General features: G+C 69.3%; 13 protein-coding genes. 5 read left to right on the top strand and 8 right to left on the bottom strand.

Annotation, left to right across the window (positions count from 1 at the left end; genetic code table 11):
• Nucleotides 1–51: 51 nt before the first annotated feature.
• Complete coding sequence (locus tag ACWIBS_RS07630) at nt 52–2,610, bottom strand: DEAD/DEAH box helicase (protein ID WP_376130037.1); 2,559 nt, start codon at nt 2,608–2,610, stop codon at nt 52–54.
• Nucleotides 2,611–2,788: 178 nt separating this feature from the next.
• On the opposite strand from ACWIBS_RS07630, the gene ACWIBS_RS07635 reads away from it, so the two are divergent.
• The 3 genes from ACWIBS_RS07635 to ACWIBS_RS07645 are packed head-to-tail and all read left to right on the top strand — an operon-like array spanning nt 2,789 to nt 4,695.
• Nucleotides 2,789–3,109, top strand: a complete 321-nt coding sequence (locus ACWIBS_RS07635; protein WP_376129970.1) for a GNAT family N-acetyltransferase — start codon at nt 2,789–2,791, stop codon at nt 3,107–3,109.
• 4 nt (nt 3,110–3,113) lie between these two features.
• Nucleotides 3,114–4,118: a pirin family protein gene (locus ACWIBS_RS07640; protein ID WP_376129973.1), complete on the top strand. Its 1,005-nt coding sequence runs from the start codon at nt 3,114–3,116 to the stop codon at nt 4,116–4,118.
• A 19-nt stretch (nt 4,119–4,137) separates the two neighbouring features.
• On the top strand, nt 4,138–4,695 hold the full coding sequence (locus ACWIBS_RS07645) for an ECF transporter S component (RefSeq protein ID WP_376129976.1): 558 nt from the start codon (nt 4,138–4,140) through the stop codon (nt 4,693–4,695).
• 56 nt (nt 4,696–4,751) lie between these two features.
• On the opposite strand, the gene ACWIBS_RS07650 is transcribed toward ACWIBS_RS07645, so the two are convergent.
• From ACWIBS_RS07650 to ACWIBS_RS07680, 7 genes are read right to left on the bottom strand one after another with little or no spacing between them, the layout of a single operon-like run.
• The gene (locus tag ACWIBS_RS07650; RefSeq protein WP_376129980.1) at nt 4,752–6,182 is read right to left on the bottom strand and encodes a xylulokinase; all 1,431 of its coding nucleotides are present in this window, start codon (nt 6,180–6,182) and stop codon (nt 4,752–4,754) included.
• Nucleotides 6,179–6,880, bottom strand: coding sequence for a GntR family transcriptional regulator (locus tag ACWIBS_RS07655; RefSeq protein ID WP_376129983.1), 702 nt, complete (start codon nt 6,878–6,880; stop codon nt 6,179–6,181). Before ACWIBS_RS07655 ends, ACWIBS_RS07650 begins: the two co-directional genes overlap by 4 nt.
• A gap of 14 nt (nt 6,881–6,894) precedes the next feature.
• On the bottom strand, nt 6,895–8,112 hold the full coding sequence (locus tag ACWIBS_RS07660) for a CaiB/BaiF CoA transferase family protein (RefSeq protein WP_376129986.1): 1,218 nt from the start codon (nt 8,110–8,112) through the stop codon (nt 6,895–6,897).
• 25 nt (nt 8,113–8,137) lie between these two features.
• On the bottom strand, nt 8,138–9,829 hold the full coding sequence (locus ACWIBS_RS07665; protein ID WP_376129989.1) for a thiamine pyrophosphate-binding protein: 1,692 nt from the start codon (nt 9,827–9,829) through the stop codon (nt 8,138–8,140).
• 11 nt (nt 9,830–9,840) lie between these two features.
• Complete coding sequence (locus ACWIBS_RS07670) at nt 9,841–10,833, bottom strand: hypothetical protein (protein ID WP_376129992.1); 993 nt, start codon at nt 10,831–10,833, stop codon at nt 9,841–9,843.
• Nucleotides 10,830–12,191, bottom strand: a complete 1,362-nt coding sequence (locus tag ACWIBS_RS07675; protein ID WP_376129995.1) for an MFS transporter — start codon at nt 12,189–12,191, stop codon at nt 10,830–10,832. Before ACWIBS_RS07675 ends, ACWIBS_RS07670 begins: the two co-directional genes overlap by 4 nt.
• Before the next feature lie 52 nt (nt 12,192–12,243).
• Complete coding sequence (locus ACWIBS_RS07680) at nt 12,244–13,191, bottom strand: MaoC/PaaZ C-terminal domain-containing protein (protein ID WP_454136741.1); 948 nt, start codon at nt 13,189–13,191, stop codon at nt 12,244–12,246.
• Between the two features lie 255 nt (nt 13,192–13,446).
• Between ACWIBS_RS07680 and ACWIBS_RS07685 the strand changes: the two genes are divergently transcribed.
• Together ACWIBS_RS07685 and ACWIBS_RS07690 are read left to right on the top strand one after the other, a co-directional pair.
• Nucleotides 13,447–15,195: an ABC transporter ATP-binding protein gene (locus ACWIBS_RS07685; protein WP_376130040.1), complete on the top strand. Its 1,749-nt coding sequence runs from the start codon at nt 13,447–13,449 to the stop codon at nt 15,193–15,195.
• Nucleotides 15,192–16,034, top strand: a complete 843-nt coding sequence (locus ACWIBS_RS07690; protein ID WP_376130001.1) for an energy-coupling factor transporter transmembrane component T — start codon at nt 15,192–15,194, stop codon at nt 16,032–16,034. The genes ACWIBS_RS07685 and ACWIBS_RS07690 overlap by 4 nt, the downstream gene beginning before the upstream one ends.
• The last annotated feature ends 7 nt before the right edge of the window (nt 16,035–16,041 follow it).

Raw genomic sequence — 16,041 nt, forward strand, 5'->3', positions numbered from 1 at the left:
CGGTATTGCGCGCGACGCGCTCGCGGCACCCCCCTTTCGCACAGGGGGTCGCTACAGCCGCACCGCCTCGGTGACCCGCACGACGGCGGCGCCCGCTTCGACGGATGCTGCCAGGTCGACCTCGGCGCGGATCCTCCAGTCGTGGTTCCCGGCGGGATCGTCGATCGTCTGCTCGACGAGCCAGCGACCCTCGGCGGAGGTCTCGTCGATCGCGCACAGCCGCGGCGAGCGCGCGGGACCGCCCGTGAGGATCTCGTCGTGCTCCTCGTAGTACGCATCGAGCACGGCGGGCCAGTCGACGTCGGGATCGAGTTCGACGAGGGCGTCGTCGCGCTGCAGCGCGGCCAGCTGCACACGCCGGAAGAGTTCGTTACGCACGAGCACCGTGAACGCCCGGCGGTTGGTCAGGATCGACGGGGGCGCGGGCGGAAGAACGGGCGCCTCGCCCGCCGCGACCGGATCGACGAGCGCGGCCCACTCGTCGACGAGCGACGAGTCGACCTGGCGCACGAGCTCGCCGAGCCACTCGACGAGGTCGTCGAGATCGTCGGTGCGCGCCTCGGCCGGCACCGTCTGCCGCACGGCCCGGTACGCATCCGACAGGTAGCGCAGCACGAGGCCTTCGCTGCGCGTCAGGTCGTAGAGCGAGACGAACTCGCCGAACGACAGCGCCTGCTCGTACATGTCGCGCACGACCGACTTCGGCGACAGCTCGAAATCGAGGACCCACGGCTGCGACGAGGCGAACGTCTCGAACGCCTGCGTGAGCAGGTCGGCGAGCGGCTTGGGATAGGTGATCTGCTCGACCAGCGCCATCCGCTCGTCGTACTCGATGCCGTCGCGCTTCATCGCGCCGATCGCCTCGCCGCGGGCGCGGTGCTCCTGCTGCGACAGGATCGCGCGCGGATCGTCGAGGGTCGACTCGATGACGCTCAGCACGTCGAGCGCGTAGTGGCCCGTGCCCACGCCGGATGGGCTCGACGAGGTTCGGAGATCCGCGCGTGCCTCGGAGGATTCGTCCGCGTCGCTGCGAACTTCGCGCGACTCTCCGAGGTTGACGGCGGATGCTGCACCCGCACCGCCCACCGGACGGTCGTCGTCGGGCGACAGCAGCCCGATCGCGGCGAGCGCAAACGGCGACAGCGGCTGGTTGAGCGCGAAGTTGGGCTGCAGATCGACCGTGAGGGCGATACCGGAAGGCCCCGCCTGCACGACGCCCGCCGTCACGAGCGTGCGGAAGATCGCGAGCGCGCGGCGCGCGAGGGCGTACTGGCGCGCGCGGGGCTCGTGGTTGTCGAAGACGAGCGAGCGCACGTTGCCGAACACGTCGCCTCCGCGCGCGATGACGTTGATGAGCATCGCAGCCGTCAGCTGCAGGTGCGGCACGAGGGGCTCGGGCGAGGCCGCGACGAGCCGGTCGAACGAGCCCTCACCCCAGTTGACGGTGCCCATCGGCGCCTTCTTGCGCACGATCTTCTTGCGCTTGGCGGCGTCGTCGCCGGCCTTGCGCAGCGCCGCGGCGTTCTCGATCTCCCACTCCGGCGCCATGACGATGACGTTGCCGTGCGTGTCGAAGCCCGCCCGGCCCGCGCGCCCAGCGATCTGGTGGAACTCCCGGGCCGAGAGCTGCCGCATCCGCTGTCCGTCGAACTTCGTCAGCGCCGTCACGATGACGGTGCGGATCGGCACGTTGATGCCCACACCGAGGGTGTCCGTGCCGCAGATGACCTTGAGCAGTCCCTGCTGCGCGAGAGTCTCGACGAGCCGGCGATAACGGGGCAGCATGCCCGCGTGATGCACGCCGATCCCCGCCCGCACGAGGCGCGAGAGCGTCTTGCCGAAGCCCGTGTTGAACCGGAACGCACCGAGCGCCTCAGCGATCGCGTCGCGCTGCTCGCGCGAAGCGATCTTGGTGTTGACCAGGGCCTGCGCGCGTTCGAGCGCCGCCGCCTGCGAGAAGTGCACGATGTAGACGGGCGTCTCGCGTTCGTCGAGCAGGTTCTGCACGACCTCGGGCACAGGTTCGCGCGAGTACGAGAAGTGCAGCGGCACGGGACGCTCGACGCCCGTCACGAGCGCCGTCGGGCGGCCGGTGCGACGGGTGAGGTCGTCGGCGATCGGCGTGACGTCGCCGAGCGTGGCCGACATCAGCAGGAACTGCGCGCGCTCGAGGATCAGCAGCGGCACCTGCCACGCCGATCCTCGCTCGGGGTCGCCGTAGTAATGGAACTCGTCCATCACGACCTGGTCGATCTCGGCATCGCGCCCTCGACGCAGCGCGATGTTGGCGAGGATCTCGGCCGTGCAGCACACGATCGGCGCGTCGGGGTTCACCGACGAGTCGCCGGTCACCATGCCCACGTTCGTCGCGCCGAAGATCTCGACGAGGGCGAAGAACTTCTCGCTCACGAGGGCCTTGATGGGTGCCGTGTAGTACGTGCGACCGCCACGGGCGAGGGATGCCGCGTGGGCGGCCACCGCGACGAGCGACTTGCCCGTTCCGGTGGGCGTCGACAGCACGACGTTCGCGCCCGAGACGAGTTCCATGACGGCTTCGTCCTGCGCCGGATAGAGCGTCAGCCCGCGGTCGGTCGCCCATTCGACGAACATGTCGTACACGGCATCCGGATCTGTGCCGACCGGCGGGGGAAGAAGGCTCACCCGTCGAGTCTGCCCGACGCGCCGCGGACGGTGGGCCCGCCTCGTGCCGCGTTCGGGTGCTGAGGCTCGCCAAACACCCCACGGCCGCCTACGTTGGGATCACGCGCTCCCCGACGAGAGGACCGGCATGACCGACCAGCCCGACCTGACCCACGAGCCGACCGTGACCCGCGACGACGCGCAGAGCAGATACGAAGTGCACGTCGGCGACGTGCTCGCCGGCTTCACCGAGTTCCGCACGGATTCACGCGGGCGCGTCGTGTTCCCGCACACCGAGGTCGACCCCGCCTTCCGCGGAAAGGGCCTGGCCGGCGTGCTGATCGGCGAGGCGATGACCGACAGCGCCGCGCGCGGCGACACCGTCGTGCCGGTGTGCCCGGCCGTGGCCAAGTACGTCCGCGCGAACGAGATCGGCGGGCTCACCGTCGCGTGGCCCGACGGGACCTGACGACGTGACGCGCCACGACGAGGCGGGACTGCTGCGCGACGAGCCGCCGCAGCTCGCCGCGGCGGCGGACTGCGACGGTCCGCGCGTCGTCCGGATCGATTCGCGGGAGGTGCCGCTCGGCGGCGTGCGGGCGATGAGCGTGCGTCGGCTGCTGCCGCACCGCGACCTGCCCATGGTGGGGGCGTGGTGCTTCCTCGACCGGTTCGGTCAGGAGAGCGTGAAGATGCGGCTCGAGCCGCACCCGCACATCGGACTGCAGACGGTCACCTGGCCGCTCATCGGCGAAGTGCGCCACCGCGACTCGGTCGGCAGCGACATCGAGATCGGTCGCGGCGAACTGAACATCATGACCAGCGGCGCGGGGATCTCGCACTCCGAGTACTCGGTCGGCGACGGTCCCGTCCCGCTCGACGCGTTGCAGCTGTGGGTCGCGCTGCCCGAGAGCAGGCGCCACGGGCCGCCCGGATTCGAGCGCCACGTCGACCTCCCGAGCGTCGAGCTCGCGCCCCTGACGGCCGGCACACCCGGGGGTGCGGCATCCGTCGTCGTCGGAGCCTTCGCGGGCGCGACATCGCCCGCCACGATGCACACGCCGATCGTCGGCGCCGAGATCGATCTGCCCGCCGGAGCGCATGTGCGACTGCCGCTGGATGCCGCATGGGAGCACGCGATCGTCGGCGTCGACGGCGACGTCACGGTGCACACCGAGGCCGAGACGACCCGCGTGGTGGCCGACGAGCTGCTCTATCTCGGCGTCCACCGGGAAGAGATCGACGTCTCGACGGATGCCGGCGCGCGGATCTTCCTGCTCGGCGGCGAGCCGTTCGAAGACGAGATCATCATGTGGTGGAACTTCGTCGGGCGAGCTCACGAGGAGATCGTCGAGGCGCGTGAGGACTGGGAGTCAGGCTCCGACCGCTTCGGCCATGTCGTCGGGCACGGCGACGAACGCATCCCCGCGCCGCCCATGCCGGCTGTGCGCCTCACCCGCCGTCGTCGGCGGATGTGACCCGGACTACGATCGAACCGTGGCCCGAACCTCGCTGTTGTCGACGCGTGTGCTGCTCGTCTGCGCCGCGATCGGCGTCGCGACGGGCTTGCTCGGCGGCATCGCCGGGTGGGTGACCGTCCCCCTGCTCGCGGCCCTGCCACAGGTGTACGGGCTCGTGCTCGGCGTGCATGTCCTTCCCGGCATCATCGCGCAGGAATCGTTGCGGCTCCCCTGGGTCGCCCTCACGACGCACCTGCTCGCGGCGCTCGTCTCGTGCGCCATCGCGCCGCCGTATGCGATGCAGTTCCTCGGCACGGCGATCCTCTTCGGCGGCATCCAAGAGCTCGTCGCCGCCCTCGTGCGCTACCGCTCGTGGGCCCCGTGGCGGTTCTTCGTCTCGGCCGTCTTCATCGGCATCGTCGTCGCCGCGGCCGTCTTCTTCGCCGCGAACATCGGCACGATGGCGCTGTGGGCGCAGATCCTCTACCTCACCGTGTCGGTGCTCGGCCCCGTCGTCTGGACGGCCGTCGGCCTCGCCATCGGCGCGGGCCTGCGCCGCGCGGGCGTCGGCCACCGCGGCGAGCGAGCACGCTGACGCCGCTGCCAGGCGCCGGTCGACTACGCGAAGCGGTTCTGCACCGTGACGCCGACTTATCGTGACGTCGCCGCGCGCCGGGCGTCCAGCCACTCGGCGAAGACCGCGTCGTAGCGCGCCACGCTTATCGCGTCGGGCTCCACGTCGTGGAACGTCACCCCAAGCCGTTCGCGCGCGTCGTCGAGATCACCCGCCAGCCCCACGCCCACAAGGGCAAGCCCCGCAGCACCGAGCAGCGTGACGTCGGGATCGCTCGCGACCCGCACGGTGCGGCCGAGCGCAGCGGCCCGCAGATGGGCGACGTGCATCGAGCGCGCCGAGCCTCCCGCGAAGATCAACGGCATCTCGCGCCCGGGGTCGAGCAGATCGACGCCTTCCCTTACGACGAACGTCGCCCCCTCCTGCGTCGCGCGCAGCAGCTCGGGCGCTCCGTGGTCGGGCGTGCGACCGAGCACGGCGCCACGCGTGTCCGCCCGCCAACGGGGGAAGCGCTCGCCCGACATCGTGGGGATGACGCGAAGCCCGCGGCTACCGGGCTCGACCGCCGCAAGTGCTGCGTCGGAGACCGCGCCCACAAGCAGCCGCCAGTTCGCGACGGCACCTCCGGTCATCCCCGTCGCGCCGCCGGCCGTCCAGCGGCCGGGCACGAGTGCCGGGTTCGCAACTGCACCCGCGGGGATACCCTCGACGTCGCTCACGAGCCGGCCGACTACGTCCGTTGTGCCGGCGACGTCGGCGATCGCACCCTGGGTGGCGCCGAGTAGGAATCCGATCCCGACCGACCCATCGGGACCGCCCGCGACGACCGGCAAACCCGCCGGCAGTCGGCAGCGCGCGGCCGCGTCGGGCAGCAGCGTCGCCGCGACCTCCTGGGACGCCGCCTGCGGGGGGAACCAATTCGCGGGCACGTCGAACAAGTCGAGCGCCCGCGCCTGCCACTCGAGCCGACGCACGTCGCTAGCCAGGGTGTAGGCGGCGTTGATCGTGTCGGTCACGAGCCGACCCGTGAGACGGGCGACGAGGAAATCCTTCGGGCTGAGAAGCGACGACACGCGCGAGGCGAGGCCACTCGCTCTCAGATCCAGCGCGACTGCAAGGGCGCCGCCCATCACCGTGGGACGACCGGCGGCGGCGAGCAGGTCCTCCAGCTCGTTCTTTGCCACTCCGCCGAGCAGCGTGACACCGCGCGTGTCCGCCCAGCCCCCGCCGGGGGCAACCGGTGCGAGCAAGTCGTCAACGGGCACCGTGCCGATGTGGGCCGAGATGGCCAGCGCGGCGACAGTGTGAGCGCCGCCGACCGCGTCGAGCTCGGCGAGCGCCTGCTCCACCTCGGCTAGCAGCGCGAGGGCGTCGAAGACCTCGCCTCCGACGCTTGAGGCGCGCGCGACGCGAACGGAGCGGACAACGCCGGCATCAGCGTCGACAAGAGCGGCGCGCACAGCCGATGTGCCCACGTCGACGGCGACGACGGCGGAGTTCGCGCTCACTCGGCATCGATCCGCAGAAGCAGAGGAAACTCCGGCAGCGTCCAGCCCCGTGTGTACTCGACGGGTCTGCCGGCGGCCGAGTAGGTCGTACGCAGGCCGAAGAGCACGGCACCGCCGGTGGCGGCTCCGAGCAGCTCTGCTTCGGCCTCGTCCAGCATCGAGGCCGTCATCGACTGCTCTGCCCAGCGCAGCTCGACGCCGTAGCGTTCGGACAGAGTGCGGTAGAGCGACCCCTCGAGGAGTGGTGCGCGCACGAGCCCGGGCGCCACCGGATAGGGGATCCACGCATCTTGGAGGGCCGCCGGCTTGCCTTCGACACTGCGCACGCGTGTCAGTCGATTCACGAGGTCGCCCGGCGCGAGCTCGAGCGCGGCCGCCACGTCGTCGGGCGCCTCGGCGAGCTCGGCGCGGATGACGTCGCTGGTGATATGCAGAGACGATTCGGCGAGCTCGTCCGAGAAGGAGCGCAGCCGATTGAGTCGGCGACCGCGACGCGAGCGCTCGCGCACGAACGTACCGCTGCCCTGCTTGCGGATGACGAGCTCGTCAGCGCCGAGCAGGTCGAGGGCCTGCCTCACCGTCATACGGCTGACGCCATACTGCTTCGCGAGCTCATGCTCACTCGGGAGCTGTGCAGCGGGTTCGAGCACGCCCGAGCGGATCTGGCCGACGATGTCGTCGTAGATCACTCGGTACATGGGAGCCCGTTGCATCAGATCGCTCCCTCCTCCCTGAGCTTCGCGATCTCGCCCTCGTCGAAGCCGAGGATATCGCGGTAGACGTGAACGTTATCCTCGCCGACACTCGGTGGCGCCTTGCGTACGGTCGGAGGACTCTTCTCCATGTGGATCGGGTTCGCCGGCATCCGGATCGTGCCGTGAACAGGATGCTCCGCCTCGGCGATCATGCCGCGAGCAGCGATCTGCGGCGACTGGGACACCTCGCGCACACTCGCGACCTTCGCGTACGGCACGCCGGCCTCGTCCAACCGAGCCGCGATGTCGTCGCGTTCGAGACCAGCGGCCCACTCCTGGATGATGCCTTCGAGCATGTCCTGCTGGGCCATCCGGCCCTCAACCGTCGCGAACCGCTCGTCGGCGGCGAGATCGTCACGCGCCATGACGGCGCAGAGCTTCGGGAAGAGCGAGGCTGTTCCCGCCTGGATGTAGATCGGTCCGTCAGCGGCCTCGTACACGTTCACGGGCGCAGTCAGCAGGTCGCGCGAGCCCGAGCGCGGCATCTCGAGGCCGAGCATGAGTTCTGCGATGAGCCGCGTTCCGAGCGCGGAGAACATTGTGTCGAAGCTGGCGATGTCGACGAGCTGACCCTCGCCGGTGCGATCGCGGTGCATGAGTGCCGCCATAGCGCCGATCGCACCTTGATAGCCCGTCGTGTAGTCCGCGATGTAAGTGCCCGACAGCGTCGGCTTGCCATCGGGCTCACCCGTCATGCTCATAAGCCCCGAAGACGCCTGGGAGATCGCGTCGAACAGCGCTCGACGGGAATCCGGGCCGGTCTGGCCGAAGCCAGAGATCGAGACGAGGATGACGTCGGGGTTGAGCTCCTTCATCCGCTCGTAACCCAGGCCCATCTGCTCGATCGTCCCGGGACGGAAGTTCTCGATCACGACATCAGCCCAGCGCACGAGATCCTCGAGGATCTCCAAAGCACGCGGATGCCGGGTGTCCAGCGTCGCGGCCTGTTTGTTGCGGTGGTACAGGAACATGTAAATGCTCTCGCCCTGCCAGTAGGGGCCGTGGTGGCGCGAGTCCTCACCGGCGGGACGCTCGATCTTCACGACCTCCGCTCCGAAGTCGGCGAGGATCTGCGCGCACAGCGGACCCGCGATGAAGCGCGATAGGTCGAGGACCTTCACCCCTGTGAGGGGACCGGGAGCGGTCCCTTCCGTCGTCTGTTGCTGCGTCGTCACAGTGTCTCCTTGCTCTCCGCGCGTCTCAGGAACCGTGCGGCACGAACGCGGGATAGGTCCACGCGTTCGCCGCGCGATCGAGCACGACATCGACCACGACCGGTTTGCCCGATGCGAAGCCGTCGCGCACGGCGGTCACGAGGCTGTCGACCTCGGTCACCCGCACTCCATCCAAGCCCATGCCCCGGGCGACCTGCGCGAAGTCGACTTCGTGGAAGTCGACGCCGATCGTGCGTCCGTCGAAATGCAGCACCTGCTCCTGACGGATGTTTCCGTAGCTGGAGTCGTTTAGCACGACGATCACGACGGGTCCGCCCACGCGCGCGAGAGTTTCGAGTTCGCCGAGGCTCATCCCGAGAGATCCGTCGCCGATCAGCGCGAGCACGGGCCGGGACGCATCGTCGACGACGGAGGCGATCGCGGCCGGGAGGGCGAAGCCCATGTTGCCGAATCCGACGGGCTTGATGTAGCGGTACGGCACGTCCATCTCCCACAGGAACGACCACACGCCGGGGTTGCCCGCGTCGGGGATGAGAACGGCATCGCGGGGTGTGACGTCGCGCAGAGCGCGCACGACGACGGCAGGCGAGACGACGTCCGAGTTCTCGGGTGCGAGATCGTCCGAGAGCGCCCACCAGTCGCGTTCTGCCTGCTGCAGCTCCGAGATCCATTCGGCGCGACCCTCGCGAGTTGCCGCCGCCTCGTCGACGGTCGCCGCAATGAGGTCGGTCGCGAAAGCGGCGAGGTCGCCCACGACGCCCGTCGTGACCTCGGCATAGTATCGCCCGATCATGCTCGGGTCGATGTCGACCTGCACGATCTCGGGCAGCTGGCGGCGCCAGCGCGTCGTCGACACGGCGTTGAGGCTGTTGCCGAGAGCAAGGACGAGGTCGGCGTCCCCGATCACTCGCGTCGTGAGGTTCGTGCCCATGCGACTGAGCGCGCCGAACACCAGCGGATGCGTCGTCGGCACGGCTCCCATGCCGTTGAACGTCGTGATGACGGGAATGCTCAGCGCATCCGCCAGGGCGAGCACGGCCTCCGACGCCTGCCCCCGATTGCCGCCGTTGCCGACCCAGATGACCGGCTTCTCGGCGGCGAGCACGCGCGCCGCCACGGTCGCGATCTCATCGGCGGCGGCGACGGGGCGCGTGCCGACCCAGGAGCGCGCGGGATGCACGGCGGGAACGGCCGGCGAGTTCTCGACAGGCAGCTCGATCGTGTCCCGCGCGAAGTCGAGGTGCACGGGGCCGGGGTTGCCCGTCATGGCGTTGATGTACGCCTCCTCCATCGCCTGCTTGATGCTCGACGCGTGGGCGACGAGACGGCCGTACTTCACGAAGGGCCGGAAGATCTCGACGTGATCGGCGTTCTGCGCGTCATCCTTGTGGATGTTCTCGCCGTTGTTGTTGCAGGTGATGATGATCGCGGGGCTCGAGTCGCGGAATGCCCCGCCGACGCCGGTCAGCAGGTTGGTCGCGCCGGGACCGGTCGTCGAGATCGCCACCGCGGGGCGACCCGTGAGGCGTCCATAAGCGTCGGCCATGACGGCCGCCGCATTCTCGTGCCGCGTGTGGACGAACTCGATCGACGGCGTGTCGATGATGGCATCCGTGATGGCGAGCGTCTGCCCGCCCACGACGCCGAACACCTTCGTCACCCCCAGCGATTCGAGCATCTGCACGACCAGCTGTCCGCCGGTGATCTTCTCGGTCATGGTCTTCTCTCTCATCTCCGGTATCGGTCGGGAAGCGGCGCACTCGCCCACCCCGCGGCGCTCAGGGCTCCATCGGCCCTGCGCACCCACACCTGCAGTTCGACGCGGCCGTCGGCGACCGCGGTGACGACGCCGCTGGCTTCGATGGGCTCATGCACGTCGACGGTCTTCAGGAACTTGATGCGCAGCCATCCGCCCTCGAAGAAGACGGCGCCGAACGCGCGGGTCATCATCTCGGCGAGCGCGCCGAACTGCTGCTGGCCCTGCACGATCGGCACGCGCAGGCCACCCGCGCGAGCCAGGTCGAGGTCATTGTGGATGTTGCGGACGTACTCGCCGATACGAGAGAACACCGCGGCCTGCTCGGTCGTGTAGGTCTTCTCAAGTGGGGCGAGAACCTGACCGGCAGCGGGCGCATCCGGATCGAAGGCAGGCGCGTCCGCGGGCACCGTGCCCGTCACGCGCTCCTCGGGCTGAGCGGGGGTCGCGCTACCGCGTCCCGCGACATCGCCCGGCCGGGTGCGCAAGATCTCGACACCGCGGTGGCGCAGGATGCTTCGCCCATCGGCGCCAGTCGCGGTGGCCTCCATGACGACGTAGCCCTGTCCGCGACGCTCGTAGGCTTCGGTGTACGTGCCCTCGAGCGTCACCTCCTCGTCGAGGAATGCCGGCGAGTCGAACCACAGCTGCTCCTCGGTGTGCAGTCCGACGACCTTGCTCGCGGCATACACCGTCGTGAACAGTTGCACGAGGTCGTTGCCGAGTAGCGCGGCGTGGCCGATACGGCATCCGTCGAACGGGCTCGCATCGAGGTACCACGGGTGGTAGTCATCCTGCGTGAAGGCAAAGCGCTTGATCTTGTGGTCGTCGACACGGACCGTCACGGGGCCGAGCCTCTCGGGGATCTCGAGGTTCTCGAACTCGGGCTCTTTGAGGCCGGCTTCGAGGTCGTCCACTTCGAAGGCGCGTGCGGGGTCGGTCAGATCCCGGTGGATGCTGGTCACGGCTTCTCCTCTCCCACTTTGGTCATGTCGGCCTTGTTGGTCTCGGGAGCAAGATATGCGCACAAGCCTCCGATGATCAGCGCGATGACCGTGATCAGTGCGATGGGCCACGGATCTCCGCCCGTCGCGGCGAAGATCGCCGTCGCCGCGAACGGCCACAGCCCGATGAGGACCGACGGGATCTGCGCTGCGAGCGAGACTCCCGTGTAGCGGACCTTCGTGCCGAACAGCTCGGAGAAGAACGACGGCTCGACCCCGTACACCGCCCCGACGCCGATCGCATAGGCGATCGCGTACGCGATGTACATCAGGACGATGTTGTCGGCGGCGAGGATCCAGAAGAACGGGAAGGACACGAGCGCTCCGACGACGGAGCCGAGAATGAACACCGGACGACGTCCGATCCTGTCGCTGAGCTTGCCGAAGAAGTAGTACGTGTAGATCGCGATCGCCGCCGCGATCGTCGAGGCCCACAGCACGTTGGTTCCATCGATGTTCGTATAGTTCGTGGCGAAGGTCAGGCCGATCGTGAGGATGATGTAGCCGAAGACCGCCTCGCCGAACCGCATCCCCATCGCGAGCAGGAGCGGCTTCTTGAAACGGCGGAACAGCTCTGCCAGGGGCATGCGCTCCTTCGGCTTCTCCGCTTCGGCCTTCGCCTCCAGCTCTTCCTGCGCCGCCTGGAACGTCGGGGTCTCGGTGAGCTTGAAGCGGATGAAGAGTCCGACACCGATCAGCACGATGCTCAAGAGGAACGGAACGCGCCAGCCCCAGCTCAAGAGTTGTTCGTCGGGCAGCATCGAGACGAGGGCGAAGATCGTGGTCGACATCACCAGACCGATCGCGTTGCCGATCTGCGGGAAGCTACCGTAGGCGCCGCGCTTACCCTCGGGGGCGTACTCGACCGCGACGAGTGCCGCACCGCCCCACTCACCGCCGACGCCGAACCCCTGCACGAGGCGCAGGAACACCAGCAGAATCGGGGCGAGGATGCCGATCTGGTCGGTCGTCGGCAGAAGACCGATCAGGAAGGTGGCGATGCCCATCATCATCAGCGTCGTGATGAGGGCTGCCTTGCGTCCGAACTTGTCGCCGAAGTGACCGAAGACGACTCCGCCGAGCGGACGGGCGAAGAATCCGACACCGAACACGGCGAAGGCCGCGAGTGTGCCGTAGATGGGGTCGCCGTCGCTCGGGAAAAACAGTCGGCCGAAGACGAGTGCCGACGCAGTGCCGAAGATGAAGTAGTCGTACCATTCGACGGCGGTGCCGACGAGGCTCGCGACGGCGGCCCGGCGCGCGAGCTTCGTGCGCTGCGCCTGATCGTGCGGCGCCGCGGCCGCGTTCTGCTGTGTCATGCTGACTCCTTCGTCATACGGGATCGTTCGGCGGTCATACCTGCTGCGCGGGTCACAGCAGAGTGGTGGGACGAGCGGGGTCGTCGGAAATCTGGGCGGACCCCCAGCCGACAGCGGTGCGGGTGCCGTCCGACTTGTCGACCCACACCTCGACCTCGAGCCGGCCGGAGTCCTCGCCGACGACAGCACCGCTCGTCGTGAGGACGTCGCCGACGTATGCGGGCGAGATGAAGCGCAGGTCGAGCTCACCCGAGGTGAACCACGCTGCGCCGAACACATCGACAAGATTCGCCACGATGTGCCCGGTCTGCTGCTGTGCTTGGACGATCGTGCGGTCGAGGCCGGACAGAGCTGCCTTCTCGACGCTCGTGTGGACGTTGCTGAAGCCGCGGCCCGCCCAGGAGAAGACCGACATCTGATCCTGAGTGAACGACGTTGTGCGGCCCGGCAGTGCAGCGCGCGCGGGAAGTCCGTGCGCGGCAACGGTGATCGCAGGGACCGAATCGTCGACGGTGCCCAGCACCGTGCGATGACGCTCCCCGCTCGCCGAGCGGCTTTTGCCGACGACGTCGCCTGCGACCGTGCGCATGATCTCGCGACCCACGTGTTCGACCAGCACGCGACCGTCCTCACCGCGGGCCGTCGCTTCGAGGGTGACGTAGCCCTGTCCCCGGCGCTCGTACTTGTCGGTGTAGCCTCCCTCGACTGTGATCGTCTCACCGACGCGGACGGGCGAGCGGAATCGCAGAAGCTCGTGCGTATGCAGCCCCTGAGCGGTGTTGCCGTCGTACTTGTCGTAGAAGAGGAAGAGCAGCTCGTTCGCGAGCACGAGAGGATGTCCGACCGGGCCACCGAACGGGGAGTCTACGAAGTACCAATCGCCGAAGTCGTCCTGCGCATAGGCGTAGTCGAGTACAAACCGGCGGTCGATGAGCTGCGATACCGGCCCCATCGGCTCGGGGACTTCGACAAGCTCGTATCGGGCTTCCTTCAGCGACATCATCGTCAGCCTCTCCTTGTGAACAGAATGAGCTATTTGTCTATACGACTAGACAACTGAGAGTAACCCTAGGTTATTCCGACTGTCAAACCTCAGTCCCTAGCCGGGCGTCACCGCCACAGCTGCCGCCGCTGGGTAGGGGTCGACTACGTTGGAAGCTCCACCGCTCAACCTGGACCATCGGTGACCCTTCCCGAACACGAACCAAATGCCTCGCGCCCCACGGGCGCCGCGGTATCGGGCCGTCGTACCTTCGTGCGCGTGCGCGACCTCGCGATCCGGCACGAGGGTGCGGACATCGCGCTTCCCGCATCCGCGTCGTTCGACATCGACCGCGGTGAGGTCGTGCTGCTGCTGGGGCCGAGCGGATCGGGCAAGTCGACGCTGACACTCGCCCTCAACGGCCTGATTCCGCACGCTGTGCCCGCCGAACTCACCGGTGACGTCGAGGTCGCCGGGCTGCGCACGACCGACGCGACGGTCGCCGAGCTCAGCACGCACGTGGGCATGGTCTTCCAGGATCCCGACGCACAGCTGGTCACGGGAACGCTGCTCGACGAAGTCGCCTTCGGACCCGAGAACCTGCGGATGCCGGTGGGCGAAGTCCTCGCGCGCGCCGAAGACGCGCTGCGCCGGGTCGGCCTGTGGGAGCGGCGCACCGAGAACCCCGACAAGCTCTCGGGCGGTGGCCGGCAGCGCCTCGCGATCGCGTGCGCACTGGCGATGGGCTCGCCCCTGCTCGTACTCGATGAACCCACCGCCAACCTCGATCCGCGCGGGATCGAGGAGGTCTATGCGGCGCTGGCCGAACTCGTCGCGGCCGGAGATCGCGCCATCCTGCTCGTCGAGCACAACCTCGACGCCGCCATCGGGTTCGTCGACCGCGTCGTCGTGCTCGACCAGGGCGGACGCGTCGTCGCCGACGGATCGGTCGACGCCGTGCTGCGCGACCGCGCCGACGAGTTGCACGACATGGGCGTCTGGCTGCCGGTGTCGGCGCTCGCCGCCCTGCGGCTGCGCCGCGCGGGCTACGCACTCGACCCGCTGCCGCTCACGCCCGACGAGCTGGCGGCCGCACTCGGGGCGGGCGACCCTTCGGCAAGCTCAGGGACCGGGCGAGGTGAGCGGGGCGACCCTTCGGCGAGCTCAGGGACCGGGGCGCGGCGGGGTGACCCTCCGGCGGGCTCAGAGGCCGAGGGTGGACTGATCCAGGTGCGGGGGCTCGCCGTGCGGCGGGGGCGCACCGAGGTGCTGCACGGCGTCGACCTCGACGTCGCGGCGGGAGAGTTCGTCGCCATCGTCGGCGCGAACGGCGCGGGCAAGACGACGCTGCTGCAGGCGATCGCCGGCGTCGTGCCGCCCCCGCGCGGCACCGTGCGGATCGGCGACCTCGACGTCGCCCGCGCCGACGTCCGCACCCTGTCGTCGCACGTCGGCTTCGTCTTCCAGAACCCCGAGCACCAGTTCATCGCCCACTCGGTGTACGACGAGATCGCGCACGGACTGCGCCTGCGACGCCTGCCCGACACCGACGTGCGCGAACGCACCCTCGCCCTGCTCGAGCGGTTCGGTCTCGCCGACCGGGCGGAGACGCACCCCTTCCTGCTGTCGGGCGGTCAGAAGCGCCGCCTCTCCGTCGGCACCGCTCTCGTGGCCGGCGCCCCCGTGCTGGCGCTGGACGAGCCCACTTTCGGACAGGACCGTGCCCGCGCCGACGAACTGCTGCACCTTCTGCGCGAACTCAACACCGAGGGAACGACCATCCTCGTCGTGACACACGACATGCAGCTGGTCACCGAATACGCCGACCGCACGGTCGTCATCGGCGATGGGAGGGTCCTCCGAGCGGGACCCACGGCCGACGTCTTCGCCGACGACGAACTGCTCGAGCGCGCGGGGCTGCGCCCGCCGCCCTTGCGCCGCGCACTGCGCGGGCTCACGCGGCATCCCGAACTCTCGCGCATCACACGGCTGGCCGACCTTCCCGACGGGGGTTCGTCATGAGCGCGACGGGGCCCGTCCTCACGGTCGCACCCGGCGGCCGCTTCGACCCGTACGCCGAGCGCGTCGCCGCGTCGCCCCTGCGATTCCTCTACGGCCTCAACCCGCTGGCGAAGCTCTTCGCCCCGCTGCCGGTCATCGTCGTGCTCGTCTTCGTGCGCGACCTCGCGACGCCCGCGGTGTTCCTCGGGCTGGCGTACGCCCTCCTCCTGGTCGGCGTGCGCTTCACGCCCCGTCTCGTCGGCATGCTCGTGCTCGCGATCCCGCTCGCGACCCTCGCGCTCGCGCTCGGGTTCGCGGTGTGGGCGGACGCCGCGCTGGTCTCCGACACCCCGATCGCCTGGCGGATCGGCGACTGGACCATGTACCAGGGCGCCCTGCTCATCGGTCTCGCGACGGGACTCCGGCTCGCCGCGATCATCGCGCTCACCCTGCTCGCGGGTCTGTCGACGGCGGGGCCCGACTTCGTGCGGGCGAGCGTGCAGCAGCTGCGCGTGCCGTACCGCATCGGCTACACGGCGCTCGCGGCCTTCCGCTTCGTGCCGCGCTTCGGGCACGAGCTCGACGTGATCCGGCAGGCGCACCGCGTGCGCGGGGCGCACGGCGGACGCGGCCCGTTCGCGGCGCTCGCACGGTGGTTCGGCTACATCGTGCCGCTCATGGCCGGCGGCATCCGGCACGCCGAACGCGTCGCCCTCGCGATGGATGCGCGCGCCTTCGGCGCCCACCGCGACCGCACCGAGCGGCACCTCGTGCCGTGGCGAACGCGCGACACCGTCTTCGTCGTGCTGTTCTGGGCGGTCTCGGCGGCGCTCTTCGTCGGCGCCGCCGTCCTCAGGTAGCGGTTCG

The sequence above is a fragment of the Microbacterium sp. NPDC055442 genome, assembly GCF_053644215.1.